Below are 23,009 nucleotides of genomic sequence, written 5' to 3' on the forward strand. Positions count from 1 at the left end.
AGTCGATGAACAAGAGACCAACGATTGCTATTCACCTATACACTGTCAGGACTCCACAAGAAACTTATCCAAGTCTTATCATGAACTGAAGATGAATAAACCAAGACGCCATAACGATAGTGCATTTCAAATACCTTTTGATAAACCAAACGAAACTGACCGACAGGAACACGTGGTGTCCCTTGACTAATCCCCTCTGTCCAATATTGATTCCCTCCATTACTAGCAGCTCCAGTAACATAGATATCTTTAGTTGAGTTATCATTATAAGCATACATAGAAGATGGATCTTGTTTTGCTCTAGGATTAGTTACATAATCACCACCATCTCCATTTGTCCAACGCGAAACCCTGACATCCCCATGATTATTTGCTGAGACGTATGCTGTACCTGTTATATTCAAACCAACTAACATGACCATTGCAACAAACAACTTCACTATTAATCGATTATTCTTTTTCAATTTCTTAGGCCTCTTTCAATATTTTGACAATTCATCGACTATACAAAATATAGAACAAGAAAGCGCTTAACGACAGTTTGCAATTGAAAGAAAAGCCCGCTTTTCGAAGCTAATTATTTCTTCAGATAATATAAATCATTATAATTGGTATTTTTCTTAAAATATGAATAATAAAAAAAGAGGAATCGAGATATGATCTGGTTTAGGTAAAATATAACGATTGTATGTTACTTTTTTATATTATTTAAGATTTTATTAAGTTGAGTAATAACAAGGTTTCTTACGCAAATCAATTTCCCCTGTATGTCAGAATTATCAAACAGAGCCTAAAAATCCATCTGTTGAAATCTAATTAATTACTTCGAGACTCACAAATATATTCCACAAAAAAAGTGATAGAACTCTCCTACAAAAAGAGTTCTACCACTTAAAATGTATTTTTATATTTCGTTAATTCGTTCTTATTTTTTCAAGCCCAAACGTTGGAAGAATTTGACAATCTCAACAATTGGAATGATTGAAATAGAAGCGCCTAGTACGATTCCCCATTGGTAACCATCTAGATGAGAAACACGGAAGATATCGTTTAAGCCTGGAACTAAGATGATGACAGCCATTAAGGCAAATGACAGTAGAATTGCCCAGTTGAAGGCTTTGTTTCTGAAAGGTCCCACTTTGAATAGTGATTCATGAATAGACTTCACGTTAAATGCGTGGAATAGCTGCATTAAGCCTAATGTTGCAAAACACATTGTCAAAGCATCTGCGTGGATTGCATCGTATCCTGCATGTACCGGCCATTGAATTGCTGACCAATAAACAAACAACGTAATGCCACCTTCAAGAATCCCTTGATAGATAATACTACTGAAGACACCACCAGAGAACAGATTTGAATTACGTCCACGTGGTTTGTGGCTCATCAAGTCTTTTTCAGCAGGCTCCATACCTAAAGCAATCGCTGGGAAGGTATCTGTTACTAAGTTAATCCACAATAAGTGAATAGGTAATAACGTATCCCAAGCAAGCAATGTTGCGATAAAGAGTGTCAATACTTCCCCTAAGTTTGCGGCCAATAAGTATTGAACGGTTTTTTGAATATTTGAGAAGACTTTACGTCCTTCTTCAACAGCTACGACGATTGTTGCAAAGTTATCATCGGCAAGAACCATGTCAGAAGCGCCTTTAGAAACCTCTGTCCCTGTAATCCCCATACCGATACCGATATCTGCTTGTTTCAAGGCTGGCGCATCGTTTACACCATCCCCTGTCATCGCAACAACTTTTCCTTCTTTTTGCCAAGCTTTTACAATACGAACTTTATGTTCTGGTGAAACTCGTGCATAAACAGAATACTCGTGCACTCGTTTAGCAAATTCTTCATCAGACATTTCGTTTAACTCAGCACCTGTTAAAACAGCATCATCGTCGCCAGCTTTAATGATTCCTAATCGAGCAGCAATCGCTTCAGCTGTATCACGGTGATCCCCTGTAATCATAATTGGGCGAATACCGGCTTCTTTAGCTACACGTACTGCATCTGCAGCTTCTTTACGTTCTGGGTCAATCATTCCGACTAAACCAGCAAAAGTTAAATCATTTTCTAGCACTTCACTTGTAACATCAGTTGGAACAGCATCAATCACTTTATACGCCATACCTAACACACGTAGCGCTTGTTTGGCCATATCTGTATTGTTTGTTAAAATGTCATTTTTATCTGAATCAGACATTTCTGTTTCTTTGCCATCTAATAAAACGCGTGTTGCTTTTTGTAAAAGAACATCAGGCGCACCTTTTACAGCAACTAAGAATTTTCCATCTTTTAACTGGTGAACAGTTGACATTAATTTACGTTCAGAATCAAACGGTAATTCTGCCACACGAGGTTCTTCAGCTACTTTATCAGTCACATTAAAACCATGGTCCAAGCCAAATTGAATCAACGCTGTTTCTGTTGGGTCACCAATTAAGCTTCCATCTTGAGCAAATTTGGTATCATTACTGTAATTCATAATCTTAAGTGCCATGTTGTCAGTTGAAATATCTGAGCTTGCACTTACTTGTTTGTTATCGGTATATAATTTTTCAACAGTCATTTGGTTTAACGTCAAGGTTCCTGTTTTATCTGAAGCGATAATATCAGTACTTCCTAGTGTTTCAACCGCTGGCAATTTACGAATCACTGAGTTACGTTTTGCCATAACTTGTGTTCCTAAAGCCAAAATAATTGTTACGATAGCCGGTAATCCTTCTGGAATCGCTGCTACTGCAAGTGAAATTGATGTTAATAACATATCTACAGGTGATGTATTGTTAACAAAAATTCCAACAAAGAACATAATCACGGCAATTACGATAATCGCCAAAGTTAAGAATTTACCTAATTGGTTTAAGTTATTTTTCAGTGGTGTTTCAGTTTCGTCAGCTTGTGCTAACATTCCAGCAATCTTACCAACTTCCGTGTTCATACCTGTGTTGACAACAACACCTTTTCCACGTCCATAAGTTACATTACTATTTGAGTAGGCCATATTGATACGGTCGCCAATCCCAATATCTGAACCATCTAAGGTTCCTAATTCTTTTTCAACGGGCACTGATTCCCCTGTTAAAGCAGCTTCCTCAATTTTAAGAGAACGAACCTCAATCAAACGCATATCTGCTGGAACAACATCTCCGGCTTCAAGTAAAACGATGTCCCCTGGAACTAACTCGTCACTTTTAACAGATAATGTATGACCATCACGTAATACGTTGGCATTCGGTGTTGACATCTCTTTTAATGCCTCAATTGCTTGTTCTGCTTTTGATTCCTGAATAACCCCCATCACCGCATTGATGATAACTACCAACATGATGATACTTGCATCAACCACTTCGTGAGAAACAATTGCTGAAATAATCGCTGCCGCAATTAAAACGATAATCATTAAATCTTTGAATTGTTCAAAGAATTTAACGAGCATACTCTTTTTCTTGCCTTCATCAAGCTCATTTGGACCATATTCACCTAAACGCTTTTTGGCCTCTGATCCACTAAGCCCCTCCTGTGAAGTGTTTAACTCAGAAAGTACGGTCTCTTCTGTCTGACCGTAAAATGCATGAGTTAATTGTTGTTTCTTCTCTTCTGACATTTTCTTCCTCCTCATTTTTCAGCTCTACAAGTCTATTCTAACGAATCCCAGAAAAAAAGGAAAAAAAATAGACTTGTGTATGCTTAATAGACATACATAAGTCTCACTGTTTAAGACAACACCAGAAATTTCTTTCAGGGTTGGTGATGTTGCCACAGCATGTTGCTGCCAGTTACTCCCTCATGAATCATTACCCTATCAGTATACAATGACTCAAGTAATAGAGCAATGGTTTTTCGCAATTTTCATGTTTTTTTACTGCTTATACATCAAAAAGCCAATTTTTCGCTTGACAACAAGCTTCATGTTATTTTTTCTTAGAAAAGTTTGTTCTCTAGAATTGTTTTTCGGCACAAAAAAAGTGAGGAATACGAGCCTCCTCACTTCTACTTTTTATCAGACAGTCAATTGATTGGCTGTTTTCTTATTGGTGTTTGTTCAACAAACGCTTAGACTACTTGTTTCTATAGAAGAGTCGTCAATTCAGAACGAGCCTGTTTTTGAGTCAGTCCAAAAATCTTGACCCTGTCCTTGTTCCATTCCCATGATAAACTTTTCTCTGATATCTGAATAATCGATTGCTAGCTTGCCCACTAGCTGTTTGATTTCCTCACGCTTGGTCTTTTTATCGACCGGACAAGGATTAAAAATTACTGGTAACTCTTCTCTCTTAACAAACCGAATGATTTCTTTCTCCTCCAAATACAGCATCGGTCGAATCAACGTAATATCAGTTTTGGAAAGATAACTTTTAGGCTCAAAGCTATTCATTTTCCCATGAAATAGGAAATTCATAAAATACGTTTCAATCGCATCATCAAGATGGTGCCCTAATGCCACTTTTGTGCAGCCTAATTCTTTTGCTCTGGCGTAGAGATAACCGCGCCTTAATTTGGCACATAAAGAACAGGGTGATTTTTCTTCACGAATGTCAAACACAACCTGAGCGATATTAGTATCCACCACATCTAGAGAATATCCTAACTCTTCAACAAATCTTTGCATTGGAGTGATATCCATATCAAAGCCCATTGCTAAACTAATCGGAACAATTTCAAAATCAAAGCCCAGGCGTTTCTGCTTTCTAATGGTATCAAGGAAATATAACAGACTCGTGCTATCTTTTCCACCACTCATTCCAATCGCTACTCGATCCCCTGGTTGTATCATCTCGTGATTTAATACTGCTCGACGAATCGGATTATAATAATGTTGATTATCTTTTTTTATAAAACTCATACTTTACTCCTTAAAAAAATTTTCAGCTAGACTGTATTGTTTTCCAGCAACAATATCATATTGAATGAGCTGGTAATCCTCATAAGCAGTCGCTTCTTTTGTGGACTGACTAATTTCTTTAACCCACTGCCCATTTTGATAATATAGATTTCTTTCAAAGGCAGGAAGTTCTTTTTGAACTGTCGTGAGCAGCTGATAAAAGCCTGTCGTTGGCTGATTACTTTGTTCCATCAAGTCACTAGCAAAATAAAAGGGACTCGTGACGGCTGTATGCGTATCTGAATTCGTCAAATTTCCTGTGTTATCATACATCAAAAATTGTGTTTCATGAAGAGTGCTCTCTTCATTTTCTGCTTGCACTTCTTCCGAATAAATTCCTGGCAAATGATCCCCCCAAAAGACCACCAATGTTTGGCGTTTGATGTTCTTCAAATTAATTAAAAACTCTTTTAAAGCTTGACTACTGTAAGAAACATCTTGCAGATAATTTTTCAAAGAATCCATATTCCCTTGCCCTGTCGCATCATAATCAAGCGTTGTATATTTGCCATTATAAGGCATATGCGTTTGCATCGTCACCAAGTGAACAAATTGCGGGGTATAGTCATCGTTTAAGATATCCATCACTTCTCTATAGGCTGAGCTATCAGAAATATAGGCATTATTCTCTAGTTTATCTGTGTAAACCATGGTATCTTCATCCAAAAATTTATCAAAGCCCATCACTTCATACACATCTTTTCGTTTATACATTGAGGTATTGTACGGATGAATAGCCGTCGTATCATACTCTCGCTCTTGTAAAACAGAGACTAATGAAGGGATTTCTGACATCTTCGGTACTAACATGGTATAGGGTGTTGTCATCTGTGGATTCATTAATTCCATTGAAAACCCAGTCAAGGCTTCAAACTCGATATTGGCTGTCCCACCGCCATAGTTTTGTGAAAGCATGTTGCCGCTATAGGTTTGATTAGCCATATCATAGTAGTCTGCTAAAGGACTGCCGCTAATTGTCAATCCGTTCAAGCGAGCGGGATCAGAAAAACTTTCGCTCATAATGTAAACAATGTTGGGTGCTTCTTTACTTCGCGTTTCGTTCAGACTCTCTGCTTCTTTTTGATATTTTTTGGTAATCTCTAAAATTTTCTCTTTGGAGTAGCCCTCAGGTTTATCCATCGCTTCTACTTTTAAATTATATAAAAAGCCACCGATAAAACCCGTATTATAGTAATTCATCTTCTGACTATAAGGAATCCATAGGGCCGTTTTGTTGTACTCCTTGCGTAACAAATTGTTTGGATTGTTGAAGTTGCTGATATAAGCAAACAACGAAATCGACAAAATAAAAAGAACACCACGAATCACTTGGAAACGACGAGGTTTTCTGAAGCTCTTATAAATCCCCCAGACAAATAAAGCCAACACAAGGACCGCTAAAATCAGAATAAAAATAAATGGTCCTGTGCCGGTCATTTCTTTTAATAACCCAAGCTCCGTAATCATCTTTAAGTCATCCGGATAGATGGGCTCCTGTCTCAAGGTCATCTTCATATAATCTGCGTAGCCCAAAATGCCAATAATCAAACTATATAAAATCGCGCCAAAACTTATAGATCCGGCAAGACTAATTAAAAACAGTCCTAGGATAGCCAGAACCAAACAGCCTAAAAAGAATTTTTCTGCATGCCAAGAAAAAGCAAATTTGAATGCTAAGTCCCAGGAAAGATTATTTTGACACCATTGAAGATAGAGATTACTCCCAATTAGTAAAGCAAGTAACAAGATAGCAATCAGCGGATAAGTAATTCGTTTATCCTTAATCAATTTGTGGATGGTATTTTTCACGAAAGTTCTCCTTCATTTCTATTCTTAGAAAGAATTTTTAACGTATTACTTTTTATTGTAGTCTTTGCCTTTTTGATTGTAAAGCTCCTTTGTGACGCCTTATCGAATTTGAATTCAGATGATTTTATTGTAGTTTAACTAATTGCTATAAGGAAACAACCTAAGACAACAATCAATTAGATGCTCTTTTCTACAAGAGTCGCTACTCTATTGTCTAACTTATATAACTTTTCTTCACTCAAAAAGAGAGCCTGGCTAGCCAAACTCTCCTCATCGTTATTCCTTCCAGAAGGTGTCAAACACGCTAATCGGCAAATGCCGTTTATGTTGTGTTTTGTGCCACCAAGCTTCAATTTTCGCTTGCGCATCTGCAGAAACTACCTTACCTTCAAGATAATCATCAATCTCATCATAGGTGACACCCAATGCTACTTCATCAGCGATTAATGGCTTATCGTCCTCTAAATCTGCTGTTGGAATTTTTAGATACAACTCTTCAGGTGCACCCAAAGCTTTTAATAAAGCTTTGCCTTGTCGTTTGTTTAAGCGGAATAATGGTAACACATCTGCGCCGCCATCACCAAACTTCGTAAAGAACCCCGTAATGTTTTCCGCTGCATGGTCCGTTCCAATTACCGCACCTTTTCTATCACCAGCGACTGCATATTGTGTAATCATCCGTTGTCGCGCTTTGATATTGCCCTTATTAAAATCACTGACTTGAACACTAGCCTCCGCCAATGAAGCGACCTGTGCATCAACGGCTGGCTTAATATCCACCTTTAAACGAACATCTGCTTGAATAAAATCCAAGGCCATTTTTGCATCTACTTCATCCGCTTGTGTTCCATACGGTAAACGTACCGCTACAAACTGATAGTCCGCATCTCCTGTCTCTTGACGCATCTCACTCATCGCCAGCTCAGCTAAACGCCCTGCTAAAGTTGAATCTTGTCCACCACTGATTCCTAAGACAAACGATTTTAAGAATGGATATTTTTTTAAATAAGCTTTCAAAAATTCAACACTTCGACGAATCTCTTGTTCTGGGTCAATCACCGGTTGAACGCCTAATTCTTTGATAATCTCTTGTTGTAAGCTCATCCTTAACTTCCTCCTAGTCAACAATGTAGCTGCGTGCTACTTCTTGACGAATTTGTTCCATAATTTTCATTTTGTGATTCCAACAATCTGTCGACAGATCGACTGGATATTTCTGCGGATTCAAGTCACGCTTATATTCTTCCCAAAGAGAATCCAAACAATCTCGTGAATACTCTTTAATTTCCTCTAATGACGGCAACTCGTAAACAAGCTTTCCTTCATGATAAATCTCTTGTAAGACAGGACGCGCAGAAAAATCTTTAACTGTCTTATTAATAAAGGTATGAACTGGATGGAACATAAATATTTCTGCTTCCTCACGAGGATCCTCATCCCACAAAGTTACATAATCCCCTTCAGACTTACCATCTGAGTTTCGAGTGATTCGCCAAACCTGTTTTTTCCCAGGCGTTGTAACTTTTTCGGCGTTACTTGAAAGCTTAATTGTATCCACCATTTCACCAGCTTCATTTTCAATCGAAACAAGCTTAAAGACTGCTCCTAACGCTGGCTGATCATAGGCTGTGATTAGTTTGGTCCCAACGCCCCAAACATCAATCTTGGCTTTTTGCATTTTTAAGTTCAAAATAGTATTTTCATCTAAATCATTTGAAGCAAAAACTTTCGCCTCTGTAAAACCGGCTTCATCAAGCTGCTCACGGACTTTTTTGGAAATATAGGCCATATCGCCACTATCAATTCGAACGCCAAGAAAGTTGATTTGATCGCCAAACTCTTTGGCCACTCGAATCGCAGTGGGCACGCCTGACTTTAATGTGTCGTAGGTATCCACCAAAAAGACACAATCTTTATGCGTCTTCGCATAAGCGACAAAGGCATCATAGTCATTTCCGTATGATTGGACCAATGAATGCGCATGTGTTCCACTAGCTGGAATACCAAAAACCTTTGCTGCACGAACATTACTCGTTGCATCGGCTCCACCAATATAGGCTGCTCTAGTTCCCCAAATAGCGGCATCAAATTCTTGCGCCCGACGCGTCCCAAATTCCAAAAGAGGATCTTCTCCAATCACGGATTTGATACGTGCTGCTTTAGTCGCAATCAAGGTTTGGAAATTCACGGCATTTAATAGTGCTGTTTCCACCAATTGGCAATGAGCTAACGGCCCTTCAATTTGAATAATCGGTTCATTATTAAAAACCAGTTCGCCTTCTTTGGCTGAACGAACCGTACAAGCAAATTTGAAATTTCTCAAGTAATCAATAAACCCATCTGAGTAGCCTTCAACTTCTTTTAAATAAGCTAAATCCGATTCAGAAAAATGTAAATTCTCCAAGTATTCAATTAAGCGCTCTAGCCCAGCAAAAACCGCATAACCATGCTTAAACGGCATTTCTCTAAAGTAACACTCAAACACCGCATGCAAATCTGCACGGCCCAGCTCCCAATACGTTTGCATCATATTAATCTGATACAAATCCGTATGTAATGTTAGGCTATCATCGACATAGACTTTTTCCATCTTCTTGCTCCTCTTTTATATGAAACAGATACGTTCAATTTATTTATCCCCTATTATAACAAAAAAACAGAAATGAAAAAGGAAATCGCTCGTATTTATGATAATTTGTTCATTATTGTACATACTTTAGCTATATTCAGCCAGAACCCTAAAAACGCCCGATACCTTCATTCGTAGAAAGTATCGAGCGTTTATCTCTATTTGATTCAAAAACAAGTTATTTTGCTTATTCGTTGTTTTTATTTAGAATCTCTTCAAATATAAATTTCCCGACGCCGCCTTCTTCACAGCTTGGAGCTATTCGATGACTCTTTTCTTTCACTCGGTCCGTAGCATTTTCAACTGCTACGGCAACATCCACCACTTCAAGCATTGCTAAATCATTTTCGCCATCACCTAAACCATAGCTTGTGACATCAGAAAACTTCTTCAAATACGACTGAATCGCAGCCCCTTTTGTACTTAAGGGATTAACGATTTCTAGTGTTTTTACGTAAGACTCAAAAACGTACGTATCTGCACTGCTTAATTTCTCTCTTAATAACTGATGTTTTTCTTCACTTGCTTCCATTAACTCAACCTTGACGATTACTCGCTCAGGGTGCTCCTCCAAGAAAGTCGCAATGTCTGATACATGATGGCAATCTTTTTCAAAATAGTTTGTTTTGAAGTCCATCAGCATCGTCCCTTTATCTCCCATGAACGTCATACTCTCGCGTAACTCTTGAAGATTCTGACGATAGTTATCAATAGGCTGCATCAATACTTCATCATCCGTATGAATAAAATAAAGAATATTTAACTCATCCAATATAGGAAGCATTTTCTTTAAAGTGGGTAAAGAAAGACAATTACGATAGGTTGCTTTCTTCCCTATCTCTTTCAAACCAGCACCGTTCCCAAAAATGACGTCACAATCTAACCCCAGTTCTTTTTGTAACGGCTCAACTAATCCATACCCCCGTCCGGTGACAAAGACAAAATGATCTCCACGTTTTTGTAGCTCTGTTACCGCATCAATATTTATTTGAGGTACAGGTGCCCCCATCCCTTGAAATGTCCCATCAATATCTGCAAATACAATATTCATAACTAACCCCTTTCATTTTGTCTTCAAATCAAGTATAACATAAGTAGTCTTTAAGCAATTTAACTTTTTTTACAAAATAACTTGACCTTCTCGTTACGTGAAGGCTTATGATAGATTTTGTCAGGGGGAGAATAATTATGGAATATACAATCAAAAAAATAGCGCATTTATCTGGTGTTAGTGCACGAACACTTAGATACTATGACGAACTAGGGTTATTAAAACCTAAGCGAGTCAATTCTTCAGGGTATCGTATTTACGGTGAAGAAGAAATTGACCGCCTACAACAAATCCTTTTCTATCGTTCCCTTGATATGAAGCTGGAAGAAATAAAAAACATTTTAGATCAACCAGACTTTCAAATTGCGACTGCTTTAGAGGAGCATCACAGACGACTACTTGAAAAAAGATCTGCAATTGATGCCTTGCTCTATACAGTAGAACAGACTTTACGTTACCAAAAAGGAGAGATTCAGATGTCAAACAAAGACAAATTTGAAGCATTTAAACAAGAACAGTTACGGAAAAATGAAGCAGCTTATGGAAAAGAAATTCGTGAAAAATACGGTGAGCAAACGGTCGTTACATCGAACAAAAAGTTTGCCAATCTAACAGAAGAACAATTTAAAGAAATGAACGATACGGAGGAAGCACTCTTTGAAGCGCTAAGTGAGTTGATTACAGCTGAGGGAAAAGATGTTGCTTTACAAAAAAAAGTTGCTCAACTACACAAACAATGGTTGTCTTACTCATGGCCTGAGTACTCACTAGAGGCGCACAAAGGCCTTGCTGAGACGTACTTAGCCGACGAACGTTTTGCCGCATACTATAATGGACAAGTCGGTGAAAATGCCACTAATTATTTAGTTGAAGCGATTAAGAATCAAAAATAAATTTGGAAAAGGCTCGATAGTTTTCTAGTAGAAATAAGGTTGGGACAGAAGTGTTTAATTCCGAGAACCGGGTAGGTACTGTGCAACATCAACTCTAGCATGTCTCATGCGTAGAAGTTGTTGAGAGCAGATGGAGTCCCTTCTGTGCCCACCGTTTATTCGGGTAATAGGAGCATGGGGCATAACTTTTTGATGGAAGAAATCATGGATGCGGCCTTGCTACTTTTGTCTCATGAAAGGTGCTGGAAAAACTATTACCAATGGTTTTCTTACACCTCGACATTATATAATCCCTTTTCAGTTAAAAAAAGCTAGACACAAATCATGTCTAGCTGAGGGACTTTCTATTTGATTTAATGATGCTTCGTTTGTGCGGCAAGCTTTTTGCCTAGAGCCACTTTTTTAGTATTTTGCTAGCTCCTGCGCCTGAATGTAGGTCAACATTTTCAGACGTCCTGGATGCGTTGTTTGACTCCATTGTGTAATCATTTGAGCAAATGTTTCAATCCGTTTGTTTGAATCGCGAGCATTATAATAATTGGTCACCGTGCTATCATACTCTACCAACTGTTCCGAAACGTTTTCCCATTTAGGATACGTATTTTCAAAATGAACGAGTTTTTCTGGAAGACGTGGTTTTTGCTGAGGCTCTTGATCAGGGTAACCTAATGCAATCCCTAGAACAGGTACAACTAATGGCGGTAATTCCAAAAGCTGAGTCAGTTCATCTACTTGATTGAGAATACTTCCCAGTAAAACACCGCCTAATCCTAAACTTTCAGCAGCCACAACAATATTTTGAGCGGCTAAGATAGCATCTGTCGCCCCAATCAAAAACTTATCAAACGAAGAAAAAATGTCGGTTGACTCTCCTGACTCTTCAACGATCTTTGCATTTCTTGCTTGGTCTGATAGCAAAATAAAAAGATGCCCCGCCTCGGCTATATACGGCTGTCTACCAATCTCAGCTATTCTCTTTTTCTTTTTTTCGTCTGTTATACTCATAATGGTATACGATTGCGCGTAATTACTGGTAGCCGTATGTTGGGCAACTTCCACCAACTGTGAAACTGTCGTCTCGTCCAATTCTTTGTCCTTAAATTTACGAATTGTTTTGTGTTTTAGTTGTAGTTCAATGACTGAATTCATTTTTCAGCACTCCTTTTTTAGCAATTGTATTGTACTTACCAGCCAATTATATTATCATCTACCTATAAAATATGTTGCCTACGCAACGTAGGAGGAAAAGTCATGATGCCTTATTCAACTCTAACAAACACCAATCTTTTTGCCCGTCTAACCCTCTCAGAAATTGAAGCCTTGCTCACACGCATGAATGCTGAACAAAAAGTTTACCAAAAAGGCGAGACTATTGTGTATGAACAAGAAGAAGTGCACGAATTAGGGATTATAATGAGCGGCACGGCCTTAAGCAGCAAATTAAATATCCTTGGCAAAGAAATCATCGTAACGTTCCATCATGCAGGTGGCTATTCAGCTTTATTAACTGCCTTGAGCATCGAACGAAAATGTCCGATGACAATCCGTGCTGTTGAACCTTTGACAATGCTTTGTATTCCGAGAGAAAAACTCTTTAGTTACTACCCAGAAATTGAGTCCGCTCATCGTCTGTTTTTATCTAATTTGTTTGATAGCGTCTCAGAAAGAGCCTTGGAACTCCATGATCGAAACGATTGTTTAATCATGCCAACTGTTCGAGAAAAAGTCTTAACCTTCCTCTCAAGAATAGCCAAAGAACAACAATCAAATGCCTTTCTTATCCCGTTTAACAGAGAAGAAATGGCCCAATATTTAGACGTTGATAGAAGTGCACTTTCAAGGGAACTCAGTACGATGCAAAAAGCAGGGATTATCAGTTATCACAAAAATTCTTTTGAAATCAACTCAACCATGAGTCTCAGTGACTGAAAAGATACCCTATACAATTATTTAACGAATCAGTTGCGTGTTTATTCCTGTTAATAATTTGATAAAACAGCTTATCTACTATTGATTTGAGGTATGGCGTTCAATAAACAATCAGTTGCGTTGCCTGAGCAACAGACTTCCCGTTCGTTTTTTTCTACAATGAACCGAACTTATTGAAATTTAACAAGATTTCGAAATGGAAGGTGAATGAAATGATCTATATCAAACGGACGGCTATTTATTTGATTGGTTTTAATTTATTAATAGTAGGAATCTCTTTTCTGATTACAAGTACTTATGGTCAAAGTGCATGGGACGGTGTCTATGTCGCATTCAGCAAAAAAGCCCAGATTCCTGTCGGCCTAGCAACAATTCTAACTGCTTCATTGATTCTGGTCGTCTGTTACCTCTTAACCAACGACTGGCACGTCTTTTTATCGCTGATTACTAGTCTCATCCAAAGTCTCCTCATTGACTTTTATTTAACGCTCGTCAAAAATAGTTGGCCTAGTGAAACACCCATCGTACGGATTATTCTATTTATTACTGGAATTGTCCTAATGTCGATTGGTATTTCTATTTATATTCAAGCAAAGTATCCAACCAATCATGTAGATTGTTTGATGCTCAGTCTTGCCCGGCGTTTTTCATTAAATCTCAGAACGTCAAAATTCGTTGGTGACTCAATCGCGATTGTCTTGACTCTATTCATCGCTCGACAAATTGCGCTAGGTACCTTCATCGTATTGTTCAGCCTCTCTCCGCTTGTTCAACTTATATCCGATCGACTGGCAAAACCGATTAACCAGTTCATTTATAGTCGTCAGCTGATTTAAATGAGTGTCTCTTTTACGCAGTTCAACAAACAAATAAGAATTTTTGTCGCCTTCTGCAGATGAATGTAATCTGCTATACTAGATTTATTACATAAAAGGATGTGTTGAATCATTTATAAGTTATCAATTAATGCCCCTATACAAAATGAAGAAGTCCCTAAATTACGGATGAAAATTGGTTGAGGCCCACGCTATTCTGATTATCCGCTTTTATTTTCTAGATGTAATTTTTATGCAAGTATTCGAGCAAATGAAACCAATGAGCTCGTGGCTTTTGGTTATATGTGTGGCCCAGGACTTGAGCATGGTTATATAGAAGATGTCATGGTCAGCCCCGAACACCAAGGAAAAGGACTTGGCACTCAACTCATTCAAGCCTTACTAAAAGAAGCCAAGGCACAAGGACTTGAGATTATCACCTTATCTACCGAAGAGGAAACTTATCCGTTTTACCAACAGTTGGGATTTGAATCAGAAGTATCCTGTATCAAGTTTTTGAGTTAAAGAAAATTTTGAGCGCCCAAAATAATTCAGCAATGAGAGGACAAACAATGAGTCAGACCGAAGTCATCACTTTATGCGGTTCGATTAAATTTGAACAAACCTTCAAAAAAGTAGAAATGACCCTTTCTCAAAAAGGGCTAGTTATACTCAGCCCCGTTTTTTTCGAACTAGGAGATAAACCGAAACTTACAGATGAAGAGAAAGAAATTTTAGGAGCTGTCCATCTTAAAAAGATTGATTTAGCGGACGGGATTTTTGTAATCGACGTCGATGGTTATATTGGCGAGAGAACACAACTAGAGATTGTTTATGCAAGACAAAACAAGAAAAAGATTACTTACTATTCTACCGAAAAAACTAGGCTCGGACTCTAACTGTTAGGGGAGAACGAGTGAAATGAAAGGTCAGTCTATTTTGAGTTTCAATTTAGGTTAGGTTTCCAATAAACCATATGTCACCTGTATAGCTGATTATATTAGGAGCCCCCTCGTACGAAAGTGTTTCTTTATATCCTAGAACACTAAAATTTTCTGGAACAAATAAATTTTCCTGCAACTCAAATTTTTTATGACCAGGTAGAGGTGACCACTTTTGATAGTTATCGTTTCTATCAAAAAAAACATTAAAATAATTATCCCCTTTGAATAGAATAATCTGAGAGCTCCATAAATGATTAAGAGTAATTGCAACAACTACTCGGTAAGTCTCTTGATCGATTGGTTTTAACTCACTTAATTGTTGTGCCTTATTGATTAGTAATTGAATACATTGTATCTTAACTTTATTAGGCAGCTTAGGCGAATTAATAAAATTGTAAGTCGTCGGTAAATATAAGTGCCAATAGTCACCATTAATTGTAGGAAACTCCGCTGTATATTTAGCAACATGGTAAAACATTTTATTTAATTTCCGCCTAATTCCTCTGACTTTTTTTGCTCTCATAAAGATTCCTCTTTCAACATATTCTATTAAACTTTTTTACTGTAGTGGGATTTCCGAGTTATTTACTAACAGAAAACTTACTCTATCTTTTTTAGATAGGGAATTGTATTATTGATGTTACACTGTATATAAATAATTATGCCATTGTAATTATATCATGAGCTAACTTACTGATGAGTGATTTATCTGGCTATGCATGTTATTGATGAAATAGTTTCATAGTATAAAATATAGACGCAAATGCTAGGAGGATAGCTACATGTTAAAACCCAACAAACTAAAAAAAGGTGACAAAGTTGCGATTGTTAGCCTATCATCGGGCTTATTGGGTGAGCCCTATATTCGACATAATTTGGAGATTGGAACTAGACGCTTGAAAGAATTTGGTTTGGAGCCTATTTATATGCCTCACGCACTAAAAGGCATTGATTATATTGCCAATCATCCTGAAAAGAGAGCCGAAGATTTGATTGAAGCCTTCCGTGATGACTCAATTAAAGGAATTATCTGCGCAATTGGTGGCGATGATACTTATAAGACACTTCCTTATCTAATGGAGAACAAAGAATTCATTGAGTTAGTAAAAAATAAGCCCAAATTATTTACTGGTTTTTCAGATACCACGGTCAATCACTTCATGTTTTATAAGTTAGGCTTAACAACTTATTATGGCATGGCACTGATCACTGACTTAGGAGAAATTAGCAACCAAATGCTGTCGTACACTGAAAAATATTTCAAGTATTATCTAAAAGATTCAAAAAACTATGGAAAAATTACGCCAAGTGCTATCTGGTATGAAGAAAGAACTGATTTTTCCGCAAAAGCTATTGGTAAGAACAGGATAGCTCATAAAGATCACAAAGGGTATGAGCTATTACAAGGGAAATCAGTTTTTGAAGGAGAACTACTTGGCGGTTGCCTAGATAGTCTTTATGATATGCTTACGCCACATTTTCACCAAGATGAACCAGTCATTATTGAGCGTTATCATCTGTTCCCTACAGCCAATGACTGGCGAGGAAAGCTACTGTTTATTGAGACTTCTGAACTGAAAGAATCGCCAGAAGTAGTAAAAGAAATGCTGCTGGAGCTAAAAAGAAGAGGTTTGTTTCATCAGATTAATGGTATTATTTTTGGAAAACCACAAGATGAGACTTTTTACGAAGAATACAAAGAGGCGTTGATTAAAGTAATCGATAATAAAAATATCCCGATTGTTTGTAACGTGAATTTCGGTCATGCCACCCCTAGATGTGTCTTACCAATTGGAATAAAGGCTCAAGTAGATGTAAACAAACAAGAAATCAAATTTTTGGAGAACCCTTTTAGTGATTAATCAGAGGATGACAGGATATCTCTACATTTGAATCCACGATAAAATAATGCTACAAATCAGTTATTCGGAAGTCTTGAAATAATCCATCGCATTCCACGAAATAAATTCCCTTGTAAGACAGAGTCACCAATCAGACAGGGGAATTTATTTATGAAAAACAGAGCTAAGATCCTCTCATGCTAGCAGAACTACTCCCACTACATCCCTTTTTAAAGCTTTCATGCTTCCTATAATCCCAATATTCTACGTTAGCCCATAATACGATTCAAGATACGACTCTTCAATTGAACAAATTTCTCATCGCTTTTAACTCGATTATCTCTTTCTAAAGCAATACGAGCATAATGAACATCATATGATTCAATAATCGAACCTGGACCACTAGACATAACCAATATCTTTGTTCCTAAAGATAGAGCTTCCTCAATATCATGTGTGATTAAGAAAATAGTCTTATTGTTCTCTAACCAAATTCTACGAAGTAAAGCTTGCATATTAATCCGTGTCAACGCATCTAGCGCACCAAATGGCTCATCCATCAAAAGTAACTCTGGTTCATTTGCTAAAGCTCGAGCCATTGAAACTCGTTGTTTCATTCCACCAGATAGTTCGAATGGATATCGTTTGGCAGCTGATTTCATATCTATTTGCTTTAAAAAATAGTCACTGATTCTATTCCGTTCTTCTTTAGGAACTTTTCGAACCTTTAAGCCATATTCAATATTTTTTTCAACATTCAACCAAGGATATAGTGTCGGTGATTGAAAGACCACGCCTCTATTCCAGCTTGGACTCGTAATCTCCCTGCCTTTCATATAACAACTCCCTGATGTTGGCTTCAAATAACCTGCAATCATCTTTAATAATGTGGTTTTGCCACACCCGGAAGGCCCAACTAGACAAATAAAATCGCCTTGATTAATCGTCAAATCAATAGGTTTTATTGCTTGTATTTGTTCTTCTTTTGATTGATAAACAATTTCTGCTTGGCAAACTTCCAGCAGCTTTTCTATCATTTTTCCACCTTCTAAATTCCTATTGTTTATTTTGAACGATTGATTAGTTTTTCAATATAACTGGAGTTGATAAACTGATGAACCTCTTCTTCACTTGGTACTTCAGAGAGGGACTTTTGTTCTTTCAAAAATTTCGCTGTATCTATAAAAACTTGATGGTATTGACCAGGTTTTTTCATTGTACCAAAATATTTCTCTGATAACTGCTCTTTGGGTGTCAGCCATGTAGAACCTTTCATTTGTGCTAGAGCTTCTTCTGGTTCAATTTCTAAATCTTTAGAGACAATTTTTGATGCAGTCTTAGCATCCTCCCAATACAATTCGCGGCCTTTTGACATTACTGCTAAATAATCAACAACTAGTTCTGGATATTTTGCAGAAAAATCTTTGCGAACTAAATCAATATTTGTTGTCATATAACCTTTTTCTGCCAATTTTTCACTATCAGTCAGTCTTGTTCCAGTCTCCTCTATTTTTGCTAACGTTGGTTGCCACGTATAGGCGGCATCAATATCACCACGTTCCCATGCTGCCACAATCTCTGCTGTTTGCATATCAAGTAGTTGGACATCCTTTTCAATCCCGGCTTCTTGCAAAGCCTTCAATAATGAAAAATGTGCTGTGGAGCTAAAGGGAACAGCCACTTTCTTGTCTTTTAAATCGGCAACCGTTGTAATTTCAGAATCCTTTTGAGCAACTAAAGCTTCATTGCTTCCAAGAACATCGTGAATCCAGATTAATTCAACAGATAGATTTTTAGATAATGCGACTACTCCGTTAGTGTAACCCATTTCTGCAAAATCAATACTCCCAGATGCGAATGCTTGGTTAGCCGCCACACCTGAATCAAAAAAAATAAAATTTGTCTTGATTCCTTTATCTGTAAAATAATCATCAAAGTACCCTTCTGAAATAGCCACCTGTTTATCATTGGGCACTCGAATAATCCCTATGTTGACTTCTTTTGGTAGTCCTGTATCATTGTCTTCTGCTTTTCTCTTGGTATCGCCACATGAAGTCAGTAATAATCCCACCATAACCATTGCAGCAATGATTTTTAATTTATTCATAATACACCTCCACCTCCTTGCGCCTGGGAAAATTAAGAGTGTATTCTCCCAATCTGAATATTTAACCTTTCAACTATTCTTCCCAAAAAACGATTCTTTTTTCAATTTGACGTAGAATAAAGTCCAATAAAACACCTGTGATCCCCATAATTATGATTCCAACAAACATCACATCGCTTTTCAAGTAACGGCTAGCATCTATCACCATCCATCCAATCCCACTAGTGGCAGCAACCATTTCAGCCGCTACCAGTGTTGTATAGGCCACGCCAACAGCTGTTCTAATTCCTGTAAAAATTTGTGGTAAGCATGCTGGAAAAACAATAGTGAAAAAAACTTGTTGCTTGTTTGCACCAAGGGACTCCCCACTTAATACATAGTCTTTGTTTATTCTTGAAACGGCCGAGACACATGATACATAGATTGGGGCAAATGCCGCCAAGAACAATAACGTTATTTTAGACGTGTCATCAATACCTAACCAAAGAATTAATAGTGTATAGTAAGCCAGTGGAGGCAGAGGACGATAAAACTGAACTAATGAATCAATGATTGCTCTAAAGAACACAAAATACCCACTCAACAAACCCAGAGGAACTGCCGTTACAATGGCAAAAAATACAGCAATAAACATTCGATAGAAGCTGTCTACTAGCTGTTTCCACAAAGACATGCCGTTGTAGCCGTGTTTTAGAATATCTATGAATGTGCGCCACGTTTCTTGTGGTGTCGGAACCAACTTAGAATCAATTAAGCGAGTATTCGTTGTAATCCACCAAATTCCAAGCAAGATAACCCAAGTTAATAGAACCATTAAACTAAATTTCTTTTTACTAATTTCTTTCATAGTCATTTCCTTAATGAAAGCAATGGATTAACGCTACTTTCTAAGAGTTTAACTCACCATACAAAAATTGCATGGTGAGCATTTTTTTACATTAAGTCAAAACGATAGTTCGTAACGATTGGTTCACGATTTTTTGTTTGGTCATTAAAGTATTCATACACACTTAGACCCAAAAATGATCCTTGTATGTTCGAGACATTATCAAAGCCAAGCATCCCTAAAGCCCTACACATATTGTAACTGCGTTGGCTAGACAAACAATGCACATACACTGGCTGGTCGTCTGGAATTTCATCTAACCGATCGCGAAATTCACTCATCGGGATATTTACAGCATTTTTGATATGGCCCTCTGCATATTCAGCAGATTCACGACCATCAATAATAAATGCATTGTCTTCGACTAATTGACGAATTTCAGTGACTGGGATTTGTTGATACTCCCCATTTAAAATATTCAACCCAACGAGTGCTGCCATATTGGTAACATCTTTCGCTGTCCCATACTCCGGGGAATAAGATAATTCTACCTCAGCTAAATCTTGTAAATTTCCATTCATTGTAATCATCGTTGCAATAACATCAATTCGTTTATCAACATTTCCTTGACCAATCGCCTGTGCCCCTAAAATTTGACCAGAAGGAACAGCAAAAATTAATTTAAAAAATAATGGTTTAGCATCTGGCATTAAGCCTACTTTATCTTTCGGAATAACATAAGCAGTTTGATAATCTATCCCCTCTGCTTGACATTCTTTTTCATTTAACCCAGTTCGTGCTGCATTTAAATCAAATACTCGGACAACAGAAGAGCCGATAACTCCTTTATTTCGATACGTCCGTCCATAGATATGATCGGCAGCCGCACGCGCTTGTCGCTGAGCCGGCCCAGCCATTGTTAACCGTGTCTTTTTACCTGTTTGCATATGTGTCACTTCGATAGCATCACCAACAGCATAGATATGTTTATCTGATGTCTGATAATGATGATTGACATCTATACCACCAGTTTCTGTAATCTTCAATCCTGATTGCTGGGCTAAGTCTGTTTCTGGAGTAACGCCAATTGCCACTACAACAGCTTTAGCCGGTATTTTTTTACCAGATGCTAAGACAACATGTTCTAGTGTAATTTCAACCACGCTATCTTCAACAATTAAATTGATTTTCTTATCTAAGAGTTCTTTGTGTAAAATTTGAGCCATATCATAATCAAATGGCTTCATTATTTGATTCGTAGCTTCGATTAAACTGATATTCTTCCCCGCTAATTTTAGGTTTTCAGCCACTTCTAATCCAATAAAGCCTCCCCCTACAACAACGATGTCTTCAATCTGTTTTTCATCAATGTATTGTTTGATTGCAACAATATCTGGAACGTTTCGCACAGAAAAGACATTTTCAGCATCAATCCCTTTAATACTGCTTGGCATAATTGCTCGTGCCCCAGGAGATAGAATCAACTCATCGTATGGCTCATCTAAATGCTCACCGGTTTCCCTATTTTTAACTGTTACCGTTTTTTCGTCTTTATTAATAGAAATAACTTCATTATTGACTTTTGCAATAATATTATATTGTTTCTTAAACTGTATCGGGCTCATTAAAACTAAATCATTAGCATCTGGTATCGTGCCACTTAAATGAAATGGTAAACAACAATTTGAAAAAGATACGAACGGACCTCTCTCAAATAGGACAATCTCTGCCAACTCATCCAAACGACGGATACGTGCTGCTGCTGAGGCGCCGCCAGCAACGCCACCAATTACTACAATCTTTTTTGACATATTTTTCCCTCCAAAAGAATAACTTTTTTACGAATCTATTTAATCAGTTTTGACTACAATTTAGGAAGTGTACAAGCTTTGCCTGCAAATACTTTTAATGCGAAAACACCGCCTGAAATCATAGCAATTAAGAAAACCCATCCTGAAATAGAGAATGTACTCATAGCAGAATATAACGCGCCAACGTTACAGCCTTTTGCAAAACGTGCACCGAACCCCATCAATAACCCACCAGCAATAAAATATCCTGCGTCCTTCACTTTAAAATTGAAATTCAATTTAAAACGTCCAGCCAGTAAAAAGGCTAGCAAGGCACCTATAATCAGCCCAAAGTTTCGAATGGTTCCACCATCAAACCAAATGCCGCCTGATATTTCTTGTGACAATTCAACTAGCTTAGTGTTGGTAAAATGTAGCCCAAATGCTTCCCCAACAAACACACTCATTTTAGAAAATGATGACGTAACCCCCCAGGCTTTATGCTGAGTCACTAATATAAATACCCAGATAAAAGCGATTAGTATTCCACCACGCATGAATGTCCAGCGCTCAATAAATAATTTGTGATAGGCCTTTTCAAAGAGTGTGAGTGAGTGATTATTATCTGCTGGCTTTTCAAAATCTTCCCAATCGCCCAGAGGATCATGATAACTTCCCAGAGCCTTTCGTTTAATTTCGTATTTCACAGCAAGAGAGTATAACAAGACTAACCCTAACAGTGATAGCAGTATCGCCGCAAAAAAACCAAAAGTCTCAGGCAAATATACTTGCATTCCAATCTTACCAATTGTTGTTCCATCAACAATTTTGCGAGCTATTTCGCCAGGTGCTGAACCGATGATAAAAAAAATTAAGGTAACAAACGCGCGGCCTTCTCCTTCCCCTAAATCTGTCAAAGTTCCAGAAGCACAGCCCCCAGAAAAAATCATTCCGATTCCAAAACATAGTCCACCAACAATCGTTGCAATATTCGTAAATGCAACATTCTGTGTACCTGGAATAATAGCTTGTCCTTTTTCAGCTAAGTAATCAGGTACTGCACCAGCTTGGGCTGAATACCATTGAATCCCCAAAGTAATAAACATTGTGATAGCAAACATAATAATAAGTGCCTTTGATAAACTACCTTCTCCTCGTACAAAAATCCTTTTAATTCCTCCCGCAAAACCAAACCGAGCTCTTGATAAAACATACCCCATCAATACTCCTGCAAAAAGATGCATTGCTAGAGAGGCTTTTACATTGTTCAAATAAAAGCCTAACCCGACTAACACTACAACAACAATGGCCCCAATGATTGGTTGGCTATTGAATATCAAGCGCTGTGTCCCTACTGAATCTACCTCATTCTGATGTCCAATTTCTTGCATTCTTCCACTCCTCTTGTATTCCATTTCACAAATAATTCAATTTGGAAAGCACCTGATGAAATGAACTAAATATATTTCGTGAATGCTTTCTCTTGTTAAAGAGTA

The 23,009-nt window shown here is 37.6% G+C and carries 19 protein-coding genes and 1 pseudogene; 6 read left to right on the top strand and 14 right to left on the bottom strand.

Annotation, left to right across the window (positions count from 1 at the left end; all coding sequences use genetic code 11):
• Positions 1-35: 35 nt before the first annotated feature.
• The 7 genes from IGI37_RS13625 to IGI37_RS13655 all read right to left on the bottom strand — a co-directional run bounded on the left by IGI37_RS13625 (position 36) and on the right by IGI37_RS13655 (position 10,368).
• Positions 36-464 carry a hypothetical protein gene (locus IGI37_RS13625; protein WP_438762572.1) on the bottom strand — a complete coding sequence of 143 codons (429 nt, stop codon included), beginning with the start codon at positions 462-464 and terminating at the stop codon, positions 36-38.
• Positions 465-925: 461 nt separating this feature from the next.
• A complete protein-coding gene (locus IGI37_RS13630) occupies positions 926-3,601 on the bottom strand; it encodes a cation-translocating P-type ATPase (RefSeq protein ID WP_438762574.1) in 2,676 nt (891 codons plus the stop codon).
• Positions 3,602-4,084: 483 nt separating this feature from the next.
• Positions 4,085-4,840 carry a tRNA 2-thiocytidine biosynthesis TtcA family protein gene (locus tag IGI37_RS13635; protein ID WP_438762576.1) on the bottom strand — a complete coding sequence of 252 codons (756 nt, stop codon included), beginning with the start codon at positions 4,838-4,840 and terminating at the stop codon, positions 4,085-4,087.
• 3 nt (positions 4,841-4,843) lie between these two features.
• The gene (locus tag IGI37_RS13640) at positions 4,844-6,688 is read right to left on the bottom strand and encodes an LTA synthase family protein (RefSeq protein WP_438762578.1); all 1,845 of its coding nucleotides are present in this window, start codon (positions 6,686-6,688) and stop codon (positions 4,844-4,846) included.
• 276 nt (positions 6,689-6,964) lie between these two features.
• On the bottom strand, positions 6,965-7,792 hold the full coding sequence (gene nadE / locus IGI37_RS13645; protein WP_438762580.1) for an ammonia-dependent NAD(+) synthetase: 828 nt from the start codon (positions 7,790-7,792) through the stop codon (positions 6,965-6,967).
• Positions 7,793-7,805: 13 nt separating this feature from the next.
• The gene (locus tag IGI37_RS13650) at positions 7,806-9,278 is read right to left on the bottom strand and encodes a nicotinate phosphoribosyltransferase (protein ID WP_438762582.1); all 1,473 of its coding nucleotides are present in this window, start codon (positions 9,276-9,278) and stop codon (positions 7,806-7,808) included.
• Positions 9,279-9,504: 226 nt separating this feature from the next.
• A complete protein-coding gene (locus IGI37_RS13655) occupies positions 9,505-10,368 on the bottom strand; it encodes an HAD-IIB family hydrolase (RefSeq protein ID WP_438762583.1) in 864 nt (287 codons plus the stop codon).
• A 137-nt stretch (positions 10,369-10,505) separates the two neighbouring features.
• Between IGI37_RS13655 and IGI37_RS13660 the strand changes: the two genes are divergently transcribed.
• On the top strand, positions 10,506-11,261 hold the full coding sequence (locus tag IGI37_RS13660; RefSeq protein ID WP_438762585.1) for a MerR family transcriptional regulator: 756 nt from the start codon (positions 10,506-10,508) through the stop codon (positions 11,259-11,261).
• Positions 11,262-11,663: 402 nt separating this feature from the next.
• Here the strand turns inward: IGI37_RS13660 and IGI37_RS13665 are convergent, their stop codons facing one another.
• Positions 11,664-12,410 (bottom strand): nitroreductase family protein, encoded by a 747-nt coding sequence (locus IGI37_RS13665; RefSeq protein WP_438762587.1) that lies wholly within the window; start codon positions 12,408-12,410, stop codon positions 11,664-11,666.
• A gap of 102 nt (positions 12,411-12,512) precedes the next feature.
• On the opposite strand from IGI37_RS13665, the gene IGI37_RS13670 reads away from it, so the two are divergent.
• The 4 genes and pseudogenes from IGI37_RS13670 (at position 12,513) to IGI37_RS13685 (ending at position 14,904) form a co-directional block, all read left to right on the top strand.
• Positions 12,513-13,190, top strand: coding sequence for a Crp/Fnr family transcriptional regulator (locus IGI37_RS13670; RefSeq protein WP_438762588.1), 678 nt, complete (start codon positions 12,513-12,515; stop codon positions 13,188-13,190).
• A 212-nt stretch (positions 13,191-13,402) separates the two neighbouring features.
• Entirely contained in the window at positions 13,403-14,026 is a 624-nt protein-coding gene (locus IGI37_RS13675; RefSeq protein WP_438762590.1) for a YczE/YyaS/YitT family protein, read from the top strand.
• Positions 14,027-14,263: 237 nt separating this feature from the next.
• Positions 14,264-14,530, top strand: a pseudogene (locus IGI37_RS13680) (GNAT family N-acetyltransferase); the annotation flags it as partial.
• A 47-nt stretch (positions 14,531-14,577) separates the two neighbouring features.
• Positions 14,578-14,904 (top strand): hypothetical protein, encoded by a 327-nt coding sequence (locus IGI37_RS13685; protein ID WP_438762592.1) that lies wholly within the window; start codon positions 14,578-14,580, stop codon positions 14,902-14,904.
• 52 nt (positions 14,905-14,956) lie between these two features.
• On the opposite strand, the gene IGI37_RS13690 is transcribed toward IGI37_RS13685, so the two are convergent.
• The gene (locus tag IGI37_RS13690) at positions 14,957-15,472 is read right to left on the bottom strand and encodes a DUF3916 domain-containing protein (RefSeq protein ID WP_438762594.1); all 516 of its coding nucleotides are present in this window, start codon (positions 15,470-15,472) and stop codon (positions 14,957-14,959) included.
• 259 nt (positions 15,473-15,731) lie between these two features.
• Between IGI37_RS13690 and IGI37_RS13695 the strand changes: the two genes are divergently transcribed.
• The gene (locus IGI37_RS13695; protein ID WP_438762595.1) at positions 15,732-16,811 is read left to right on the top strand and encodes a S66 family peptidase; all 1,080 of its coding nucleotides are present in this window, start codon (positions 15,732-15,734) and stop codon (positions 16,809-16,811) included.
• A gap of 248 nt (positions 16,812-17,059) precedes the next feature.
• Here the strand turns inward: IGI37_RS13695 and IGI37_RS13700 are convergent, their stop codons facing one another.
• The 5 genes from IGI37_RS13700 to IGI37_RS13720 all read right to left on the bottom strand — a co-directional run bounded on the left by IGI37_RS13700 (position 17,060) and on the right by IGI37_RS13720 (position 22,904).
• Positions 17,060-17,827 (bottom strand): ABC transporter ATP-binding protein, encoded by a 768-nt coding sequence (locus IGI37_RS13700; protein WP_438762597.1) that lies wholly within the window; start codon positions 17,825-17,827, stop codon positions 17,060-17,062.
• 26 nt (positions 17,828-17,853) lie between these two features.
• Positions 17,854-18,897, bottom strand: a complete 1,044-nt coding sequence (locus IGI37_RS13705) for a taurine ABC transporter substrate-binding protein (RefSeq protein WP_438762599.1) — start codon at positions 18,895-18,897, stop codon at positions 17,854-17,856.
• Between the two features lie 73 nt (positions 18,898-18,970).
• On the bottom strand, positions 18,971-19,744 hold the full coding sequence (locus tag IGI37_RS13710) for an ABC transporter permease (protein ID WP_438762601.1): 774 nt from the start codon (positions 19,742-19,744) through the stop codon (positions 18,971-18,973).
• A gap of 86 nt (positions 19,745-19,830) precedes the next feature.
• On the bottom strand, positions 19,831-21,534 hold the full coding sequence (locus tag IGI37_RS13715; protein ID WP_438762603.1) for an FAD-dependent oxidoreductase: 1,704 nt from the start codon (positions 21,532-21,534) through the stop codon (positions 19,831-19,833).
• Between the two features lie 53 nt (positions 21,535-21,587).
• Positions 21,588-22,904, bottom strand: a complete 1,317-nt coding sequence (locus tag IGI37_RS13720) for a YeeE/YedE family protein (RefSeq protein WP_438762605.1) — start codon at positions 22,902-22,904, stop codon at positions 21,588-21,590.
• Between the last annotated feature and the right edge of the window lie 105 nt (positions 22,905-23,009).

It is taken from the genome of Enterococcus sp. AZ194, assembly GCF_051713825.1.
In the GTDB taxonomy this organism is placed as follows: domain Bacteria; phylum Bacillota; class Bacilli; order Lactobacillales; family Enterococcaceae; genus Enterococcus_K.

Coding starts and splice junctions, on each gene's coding strand:
- IGI37_RS13665 (WP_438762587.1), bottom strand. CDS start 12,410: ATGAATTCAGTCATTGAACTACAACTAAAACACAAAACAATTCGTAAA.
- IGI37_RS13660 (WP_438762585.1), top strand. CDS start 10,506: ATGGAATATACAATCAAAAAAATAGCGCATTTATCTGGTGTTAGTGCA.
- IGI37_RS13715 (WP_438762603.1), bottom strand. CDS start 21,534: ATGTCAAAAAAGATTGTAGTAATTGGTGGCGTTGCTGGCGGCGCCTCA.
- IGI37_RS13705 (WP_438762599.1), bottom strand. CDS start 18,897: ATGAATAAATTAAAAATCATTGCTGCAATGGTTATGGTGGGATTATTA.
- IGI37_RS13695 (WP_438762595.1), top strand. CDS start 15,732: ATGTTAAAACCCAACAAACTAAAAAAAGGTGACAAAGTTGCGATTGTT.
- IGI37_RS13630 (WP_438762574.1), bottom strand. CDS start 3,601: ATGTCAGAAGAGAAGAAACAACAATTAACTCATGCATTTTACGGTCAG.
- IGI37_RS13670 (WP_438762588.1), top strand. CDS start 12,513: ATGATGCCTTATTCAACTCTAACAAACACCAATCTTTTTGCCCGTCTA.
- IGI37_RS13655 (WP_438762583.1), bottom strand. CDS start 10,368: ATGAATATTGTATTTGCAGATATTGATGGGACATTTCAAGGGATGGGG.
- IGI37_RS13635 (WP_438762576.1), bottom strand. CDS start 4,840: ATGAGTTTTATAAAAAAAGATAATCAACATTATTATAATCCGATTCGT.
- IGI37_RS13700 (WP_438762597.1), bottom strand. CDS start 17,827: ATGATAGAAAAGCTGCTGGAAGTTTGCCAAGCAGAAATTGTTTATCAA.
- IGI37_RS13650 (WP_438762582.1), bottom strand. CDS start 9,278: ATGGAAAAAGTCTATGTCGATGATAGCCTAACATTACATACGGATTTG.
- IGI37_RS13720 (WP_438762605.1), bottom strand. CDS start 22,904: ATGCAAGAAATTGGACATCAGAATGAGGTAGATTCAGTAGGGACACAG.
- IGI37_RS13690 (WP_438762594.1), bottom strand. CDS start 15,472: ATGAGAGCAAAAAAAGTCAGAGGAATTAGGCGGAAATTAAATAAAATG.
- IGI37_RS13710 (WP_438762601.1), bottom strand. CDS start 19,744: ATGAAAGAAATTAGTAAAAAGAAATTTAGTTTAATGGTTCTATTAACT.
- IGI37_RS13675 (WP_438762590.1), top strand. CDS start 13,403: ATGATCTATATCAAACGGACGGCTATTTATTTGATTGGTTTTAATTTA.
- IGI37_RS13685 (WP_438762592.1), top strand. CDS start 14,578: ATGAGTCAGACCGAAGTCATCACTTTATGCGGTTCGATTAAATTTGAA.
- nadE (WP_438762580.1), bottom strand. CDS start 7,792: ATGAGCTTACAACAAGAGATTATCAAAGAATTAGGCGTTCAACCGGTG.